Below are 8,318 nucleotides of genomic sequence, written 5' to 3'. Positions count from 1 at the left end.
ATCGATCGGCGGCGACCATTCTCATCATATGCATATGTGAAAATAAAGGGGGGGCCAAAAGCAACCACTTTTAGGACACCCTCCTCACATTTCTTTATTTAACTTATTGCAGAAACGATCCCGATCGTGTAAGAAATAAAACGTCAATCAAGGTACATTAAATTCACATTGTGTTTAATTGGCTTCTTATTTCTTAGAAAAGCCTGTGATTGTAAAACAAGTAATAAACGCAACTGTTGTAACTATTATGCTGAATACTAAACCAATAATCCCCCCCATACAAGCATCTTCATTTGGATAAGAAGATTTCAGCGTTACTAACTGATAAGCTAACACAAAAGTCAAAAAAACATAAAAACTACTCCCTAAAAACCCCATCTTCAAACGATTGCTTTTAGCACCCTGCCATGCATGATTAATTAATACCCATGAAAAGATACTTCCGACTACAGCCAAAAACATGGCTTAACGTAAGGTTTCAATACGCTTACGCAGTTCGGGATGGTTATACAGTGTTGCTTTCGCTACACATAAAGCTTATATACAAATGGGCAAACAAGCTATTACCTATATCCGCAATTAACCGATTGGTAATAGCTTGTCTTTTTTATTTCGTATCTCCCATTAATATCAAATAATACTTTGTGCAAAATTGCTCAATAACTCTTTTCTCCATAAATTTTGCACATTTATTTTCTATGATGATATTAGCATTTAAATCACATGTTTGTTTATGGAGGGAAATACATGAAGAAATTATTGGTTGGAACTATTTTAGCGGGAGTTGTTGCTATTGGTGCAGCTTGCTCAAATAGTACTTCACACAGTTCCATGCAGGGGCACGATATGTCAAACATGAATATGAAGGAGGAAAACACCGCCAAGGACTCCAGTAAGCAACTGCCTTTGGCAACGAATACAAAAGTTTTATCCGGCAAAGAGTTTTATTTAACCGCTAAAGAAGCATTATTACAAATAAATGATAAAGTAAAACTTCCGGTCTACACGTACAATGGATCTGTGCCCGGGCCGCAAATTCGTGTGAAACAAGGCGATCGAGTAATAATTCATTTTAAAAATGATTTGCCAGAACCGACGACGATCCATTGGCACGGCTACCCTGTTCCGAATAGCCAAGATGGAGTTCCGGGTGTCACGATGAACGCGATTAAACCGGGTGAAACCTTTACGTATGAATTTACTGCAACCGTACCGGGAACATATTGGTATCACTCCCATCAAGAAAGTGCGAAACAAATGGACAAGGGGCTATACGGTACATTAATCGTAGAACCTAAGAATGAGGAAAAAGTAGATCGAGATTATACACTTGTGTTAGATGAATGGATGAGCAATCCAAATGCAGAAAGCAATATGGATATGAGTAACATGGATCACAGCAATATGGGACATGGAAATAGCCCCGATGACCAACATATGGATATGAGCAGCATGGACCATGATATGAATATGTATGATATTTTCACGATTAACGGGAAAAACGGTTCCGCTATAGAACCTTTAAAAGTGAAGAAGGGCGAAAAAGTGCGGCTTCGCCTTGTAAACGCAGGATACATGTCCCACAAACTCCACCTGCATGGTCATGAGTTCAAAATTGTCGCAACAGACGGGCAGCCGTTAAAAGATCCGCAGCCAATCAAAGATGAACTTTTAAATATTGCTCCGGGTGAACGGTACGATATTGAATTTACAGCAGATAATCCGGGTGAATGGTTATTAGAATGCCACGGTGATATGAAAGGAACCGATGGCATGAAAGTGAAAATTCAATATGAAGGTGCAACAAACAATACGGACAAATCAAATGCAAAAGAGGACCTCCCTATCGTTGATATGACGAAATACGGAAAACATGAATCAGGTCCATTTACGTTAGACCAAAAATATGATGTAGAGTACACAATGGATTTAGGAACAGCCATGGGCAAAGATGGCATGATCTACACGATTAACGGGAAAACGTATCCTGAAACAACACCTATAAATGTTAAGACAGGAGATCTAGCAAAAGTAACATTAGTGAACCATTCACCGAAAGATGTACACCCAATGCATTTACACGGACATTTCTTCCAAGTATTAAGCAAAAATGGCAAACCAATTGCAGGCTCTCCATTGATGAAGGATACCTTGAATGTAAAACCGGGTGAAGAATATGTAGTCGCGTTTAAAGCGGATAATCCGGGAAATTGGATGTTCCATTGCCATGACTTACACCATGCTTCAGCTGGAATGGTCACAGAAGTAAAATATAAAGATTACAAATCTAACTATACACCGGATCCTAACGACACAACCAATAAAGGTGAATAACGGCTTATCGTAGTAAGTGAAATCCCCTCCAAGTTTTACTTGGAGGGGATTTTATGTTATTTCACATCGTAACCTTGCTCTTCAATCGCTTCTTTGAGTTTTTCTACACTTACCTTTGTTCCATCATAATCTACATCCACAGTACCTTCTTGCAGATGTACTTCTACATTTTGTACTCCGTCTAGCTCTTTAAGAGCATTCGTCACTGCCATTTTGCAATGGCCGCAAGTCATTCCTTTTACATGTAATGTAATGGTCATCATCGATTCCTCCTTATTCTTTATATTTTCACGCGTTTCAAACGAAGCGCGTTTGTCACCACAGATACGGAACTGAACGCCATTGCCGCTCCGGCAACCCAAGGCTCCAATAATCCAGCGGCAGCTACAGGAATGCCAATGGTATTATAGAACAAAGCCCAGAACAGGTTTTGCCGAATGTTTTTCATTGTTTTGCGGCTTAACTCAATCGCTTTCGGGATATGGGCTAAATCTCCGCCGACCAAGGTAACATCGGCCGTTTCGATGGCGACATCCGCTCCTGTGCCGATGGCCATGCCAATATCCGCTTTTGCAAGAGCTGGAGCGTCATTGATTCCATCACCGACCATCGCAACTCGTTTTCCTTGTTTTTGCAGCTCTTGGACGATATTCGCTTTTTCTTCAGGAAGCACCTCTGCATAGACACGATCCACATTCACTTGCTTAGCAATAGCTTCCGCTGTACGTTTGTTGTCTCCTGTTACCATGTACACTTCGATACCCATTTGTTTCAATGTTTGAATGGCTTCTTTGGAGCTTTCTTTTACCGTATCAGCGACAGCAATGATGCCAGCAAGCTGCCCGTCAATAGCAACTAACATGGCAGTTTTTCCTCGTTTTTCAAGCTCTATCATTTTATCTTCATGCATAGAAATCTCTACAGAGCGTTCCTTCATCAGCTTTCGCGTTCCAACAAGGACGTTTTTTCCATCAATGGTCGCTTCAATTCCGTGACCGATAATCGCGGAGAAATGCTCCAGTGGCTTAACAGAAATCGCTCGTTTCTTCCCATATTCCACAATCGCATGAGCCAGCGGATGTTCCGAAGCGCTCTCGGCGGAAACGGCATAATCGAGCATGTCTTCTCGGAATTCCAGCACATCTGTTACTTCTGGTTTTCCTTTTGTCACTGTTCCTGTTTTATCCAGTAACACGGCATTGATTTTATGCGTTCCCTCTAGGTACTCACCTCCTTTAAAGAGGATCCCCTTTTCTGCGCCTTTGCCTGTACCGACCATAATGGATGTCGGTGTGGCAAGGCCAAGCGCACAAGGACACGCAATAACAAGAACCGCGATGGCCACCTCAAGCGCCTTTGGCAAGTCGCCCGGCGCCACAAAGAAGTACCATATAATGAATGCAACGACAGCAATTCCTACAACAATTGGTACGAAAATACCCGAAATGACATCAGCCATACGCTGAATAGGCGCTTTCGATCCTTGCGCCTCTTCTACGATTTTAATGATATTGGCAAGTGCTGTATCTTTCCCAACCTTTTCTGCCCGAATGGTTAGTACACCATTTTTATTAATGGTTGCTCCGATGACAGAGTCGCCTTCCTTCTTATCAACAGGAATGGATTCACCAGTAATCATCGATTCGTCTACGGAAGATACTCCGGCGATGACGGTACCGTCTACCGGGATTTTTTCTCCCGGCTTGACGAGAATGGTATCACCGATCACCACTTTTTCAAGTGGAACTCTTATTTCTTCCCCATTACGGATGACAGTAGCTTCTTTTGCCTGCAGGCTCAACAGTTTAGAGATGGCTTCCGTTGTTCGCCCTTTCGCCAACGATTCAAAGTATTTTCCGACAAGGACAAGCGTAATCAGCACGGCACTTGTTTCAAAATACAATCTTGGCATATATTCGGGATTTCCTAATGTTTTGAAAGCCTCATACAAGCTGTAAAAGTAAGCTGCCGATGTTCCAAGCGACACTAGTACGTCCATGTTAGCACTCTTGTTTCGTAATGCCCGATACGCTCCTACATAGAAGGGACCGCCGATGTAGAACTGAACGGGTGTAGCCAAAAGAAGCTGGAACCACGGATTCATCAAAATGTTCGGCATCGGTAAGCCTATATCAAATGGCATATGAGCAATCATCGTATAAAGCAAAGGCAGCGATAAGATGATGGAAATGGCAAGTTGTCGTTGTTTTTGTTTAAGCAACTTTTCTCTCCGGCCTGCATGATCTTGTTCTTCGTTTCGGATCTGCCCTTTGTACCCAAGCTTTTTGATTTTCTCTAAAATGTCTTCTACAGATACAATGCCTTCATTGTATTCTACAACAGCGCTGTTTGCCGCCAAGTTTACAGCAGCATTTGTAACACCTTCCATACGATTTAACCCTTTTTCAATCCGTGCCGCACACGCTGCACATGTCATCCCTTCAATATCTAGCGTCACCTTTTCAGTTGCAACTCCATACCCCAAGTTCTCAATTTTCATTTGGATATCGGCTATGCTTTGTTTCGATGGATCGTATTTAATCGTTGCTTTTTCCATCGCCAAATTGACATTGGCTTCTACCCCATCCATTTTGTTCAACACTTTCTCAATACGATTGGAACAAGCGGCACATGTCATACCGGTTACTTTCAGTGTCACGGTTCTTTGTTCACTCATCCAGCTTTCCCTCCTTTACTTTTACTTTGAGAATTGCTTAATGACATCCATTAATTCCCGAATGGATTCTTCTCCGCTTCCTTCGCGGATCGCCTTGGCAACACAATGATTTACATGTCGTTCCAGCAAGTTCAACCCGACTTTGTTTAATGCGGCTTGAATCGCGGAAATTTGCACCAAAATATCAATGCAGTAACGATTGTCCTCCACCATTTTTTGCACCCCGCGCACTTGCCCTTCAATGCGCTTCAGGCGCTTGACGATGCTTTCGATCTCTTCTTCGGTTCGCGGAACCATTTTGGCATTTATATTGTTATCTTGATATTGATTTGGATTCACTGGTATCACCTCAATAATTATCTTCTAAATACATCATACCCGTAATGGGTATAAAATGCAATTGATAAGATTAGCGTTAAAAAATGTATTTCTTTAGAGGATATCGTTAAAATGCCCCTATTTTTATCCATAGTTTAATAACGATTTTAAACTAAAGAAAAAATAAGCAGTTATTATGTTTAAAAAGTTAAAAAAAGAAGCTGTTGACAATACTCTTTTCAACAACTTCCTTCATCTATATGAAATTGAAAGAGGGGAGAACAATTGTAAGTCGTATTCCTGTACTCAATATGACGAAAAAAGACTGGATTTTACTATAACTTTTTCGATAGCTGTTCAAATTCGTCTAAAGTGATCTCTCCTCTGGCTAATCGTACTTTTAATATTTCCATTGGAGATAACTCTTCTTTGCGGTCATTGATAAAACGATGTAAGAGATAAAAACCAACAACGATTAATACAATCCAGAATAACATCATCCCGATCATCATAACCGAACCTCCAAACATCGTATAAAAAATTCCCATTTCACTTTCCCCCTTTTCTAACTTTAGAACCAATAAGTAATAGTGTCTAATATGCCAATTAAGATCATCATGATTCCAGCTGCTTTCTGAACGAAACTTCCTGCTTGTCTCCCTTTTTTCATTAGAGTGCCGTTAAATCCTAAGTACCAAAGGATGAAGATGAAAAAAATCACAGGTACAGAGGTTCCGACAGCAAAGATACTCGGTAATAACACTCCATAAGACGTTGAGTATACCAGAGGCATTAGGGTAACAAAAAATAGCACAAACATGGTTGGACAAAAAGCTAATGAAAAGCCAAAATCCATTAAAAAGGAGCCTATTTTTCCTTTCTTTAAAAATCTCTCAGGGACTTTGAACAAAGTTACGTTCCAATACATTTTAAAAATCCCTAACAAGTATAAACCGACAAGAATGAGAATGGGACCAATCAGCTTTCTTAACCACGGAAAATATAATGTTATGGATTTTTCTTGGAACACAAAAGTCGTCGTATTGATCTTTCGAGTAAACCGTTCAAACGTATTCCCATTATCTTTGGAGACGAAAATTCCTTCAGGCGTACTAATTCCGACCATATTTTCGTCCGTTGGGTGGGCAGCAATCGTTCCTGCTGAAGTTTGCGGCAGGCCGTTTAATTGACTTGGCGACCACGTTTTCCCATCATCTTTACTGTAAAATAACCCTTGTCCGAGCGTTTTGTTTTCTTCTTGGTTCACGACATAAATCGTATGGCTTTTATAGCCAACTGTCATATAATGAAAATCAGATTCTTTATAAAATCCTAGATTCATCAACGTTTGTCCATTATCAAAACTTTTTACGTTTGAACCTTTTTTCGATTGATTTTCTTCCAAGTAAATAGGAATAAAAAAATAGACAGAAATGCCGATATCACTTTACCTTGCCATGTCCAATTCATCAATTGATAAACCGAATAGGCTTCTAAAAGTAAGGCAGGTATTTTCCCTATTGAGCTAGCAATCATAAAGATAAGTAAGGAGGTTTTTCCGATCGCCGCAACAAAGGTCACTACTCCTGACGGAACAAAGGGAAGAAGCCGCAAAGACAGAACAAGAAAAAATGCTTCTACACCTTTTGCTTCAAGCAAACGTCTGACTTTCGGGTGAGAAAATAACTTGGATTCAGAAAGCTTCTTGAATCCTTTACGATATAAAAGAAAGGAGATAATGGCTCCGATTGCTTCCCCTGCAAAAGATAAAAAGGTGCCTTTCCAAAACCCGAACACGGCCAAATTGGCAGCCGTGAGAAAAACGCTTGGTACAAGTCCTAAAATACTAATTATAATATTTATCACAATGCTGATGAGATAAGCAGCATTTTCATAGGTATTAAGCAGTGTAATGATTTGTTCTTTCATCCTCTTCTTGCCTTATGCCTCCCATTTATATCCTACCCCCCAAACGGTTTGCAGAAATTGATCGATCGGAAAACCAACTTGTCTAAGCTTTTCTCTAATATTTTTGACATGAGAGTCTATGGTACGCTCTTCTGTATTTGCGTTATAGCCCCATAAGGACACGATGATTTGTTCTCGGCTGAACACTCTGTTTCGATGCTTCAAAAACAGCCCCAATATGGCAAACTCTTTCGGCGTTAGAAAAATCGGTTCGTTTTGATAGTGGACTTTATGTTCGTCTTCATCCCACACTAATCCTTGAAATTCTATTTTCGAGCGCTTTCCTACGGAGCGGCGCAGCACCGCCTCTATGCGGGCAAGGAGCTCGGCTTCGTCAAACGGTTTGGCGATGTAATCATCCGCCCCAATATTGAGTCCTTTGACGATATCTAACGTTTGATCTCTTGCGGTCACCATGATAATAGGAACATCGGAAAATTCTCTAATTCGTTTGCACGTTTCCCAACCATCCATCTCTGGCATCATAATGTCCAGCAAGACTAAATCCACTTTGTTATTTTCTAAGTACTGTATCGCTGCTAAACCGGACTCACACTTTACGCAATGATATCCTTTCGGGGAGAGATAAAGATCAAGCAAATCTAACATTCGTTTTTCATCGTCAACCAGTAAAATCATGTACATGCTCATCCCTCCGGCAATGTAATGATCATGTTTGTCCCTTTCCCATATTCACTTGCGGCGCAAATCGATCCTCCGTGTGCTTCCACAATTTCCTTAGCGATAGCCAGCCCCAGTCCTGTTCCGCCGCTGTTTCTTGATCTTGATTTATCCACCCGGTAAAACCGTTCAAAAATATGCGGCAAATCCTCTTCAGGGATCCCTCTGCCTTCGTCTGAAACAATAATCACAATGTTATTTTTCTCCGCTCTTACATCAATAGACACGGTAGAACCTTGATCGGAATATTTTAAAGCATTGTCCAACAAATTCATCATCACTTGCTCAAAACGTTTTTGGTCTATATGGACGGTAATGTTTCCATCACAGTAATATACAA

10 protein-coding genes are annotated in these 8,318 nt (G+C 40.7%); 1 reads left to right on the top strand and 9 read right to left on the bottom strand.

All coding sequences use genetic code 11. The annotated features are described in order from the left end of the window. Positions 1-186 precede the first annotated feature (186 nt). Complete coding sequence (locus GCA01S_RS19705; RefSeq protein ID WP_245005302.1) at positions 187-456, bottom strand: hypothetical protein; 270 nt, start codon at positions 454-456, stop codon at positions 187-189. Positions 457-747: 291 nt separating this feature from the next. On the opposite strand from GCA01S_RS19705, the gene GCA01S_RS17785 reads away from it, so the two are divergent. After that, positions 748-2,334: a multicopper oxidase family protein gene (locus GCA01S_RS17785; RefSeq protein WP_042412036.1), complete on the top strand. Its 1,587-nt coding sequence runs from the start codon at positions 748-750 to the stop codon at positions 2,332-2,334. 56 nt (positions 2,335-2,390) lie between these two features. Here GCA01S_RS17785 and copZ read toward each other — a convergent pair whose 3' ends face one another. From copZ to GCA01S_RS17740, 8 genes are all read right to left on the bottom strand, one after another. After that, entirely contained in the window at positions 2,391-2,594 is a 204-nt protein-coding gene (copZ, locus tag GCA01S_RS17780) for a copper chaperone CopZ (RefSeq protein ID WP_042412033.1), read from the bottom strand. A gap of 20 nt (positions 2,595-2,614) precedes the next feature. Beyond that, positions 2,615-5,011 carry a heavy metal translocating P-type ATPase gene (locus tag GCA01S_RS17775; RefSeq protein WP_042412032.1) on the bottom strand — a complete coding sequence of 799 codons (2,397 nt, stop codon included), beginning with the start codon at positions 5,009-5,011 and terminating at the stop codon, positions 2,615-2,617. 21 nt (positions 5,012-5,032) lie between these two features. Beyond that, positions 5,033-5,308 (bottom strand): metal-sensing transcriptional repressor, encoded by a 276-nt coding sequence (locus GCA01S_RS17770; RefSeq protein ID WP_042412041.1) that lies wholly within the window; start codon positions 5,306-5,308, stop codon positions 5,033-5,035. A gap of 356 nt (positions 5,309-5,664) precedes the next feature. After that, on the bottom strand, positions 5,665-5,877 hold the full coding sequence (locus tag GCA01S_RS17765) for an SHOCT domain-containing protein (protein WP_042412029.1): 213 nt from the start codon (positions 5,875-5,877) through the stop codon (positions 5,665-5,667). A 23-nt stretch (positions 5,878-5,900) separates the two neighbouring features. Then, entirely contained in the window at positions 5,901-6,734 is an 834-nt protein-coding gene (locus GCA01S_RS21135) for an urease accessory protein UreH domain-containing protein (RefSeq protein WP_255212305.1), read from the bottom strand. Continuing rightward, positions 6,698-7,258, bottom strand: a complete 561-nt coding sequence (locus GCA01S_RS17750; protein WP_017434098.1) for a TVP38/TMEM64 family protein — start codon at positions 7,256-7,258, stop codon at positions 6,698-6,700. The genes GCA01S_RS21135 and GCA01S_RS17750 overlap by 37 nt, the downstream gene beginning before the upstream one ends. A gap of 12 nt (positions 7,259-7,270) precedes the next feature. Beyond that, positions 7,271-7,942, bottom strand: coding sequence for a response regulator transcription factor (locus GCA01S_RS17745; RefSeq protein ID WP_017434099.1), 672 nt, complete (start codon positions 7,940-7,942; stop codon positions 7,271-7,273). A gap of 2 nt (positions 7,943-7,944) precedes the next feature. After that, on the bottom strand, positions 7,945-8,318 hold a 374-nt coding region (locus GCA01S_RS17740), incomplete at its 5' end, for a sensor histidine kinase (protein WP_042412027.1).

Origin of the sequence: Parageobacillus caldoxylosilyticus NBRC 107762, from assembly GCF_000632715.1 — a bacterium.
GTDB classification, from domain to species: Bacteria; Bacillota; Bacilli; order Bacillales; family Anoxybacillaceae; genus Saccharococcus; species Saccharococcus caldoxylosilyticus.
The sequence above is the reverse complement of the archived record's forward strand: the minus strand, read 5'-3'. Positions and strand labels throughout refer to the sequence as shown.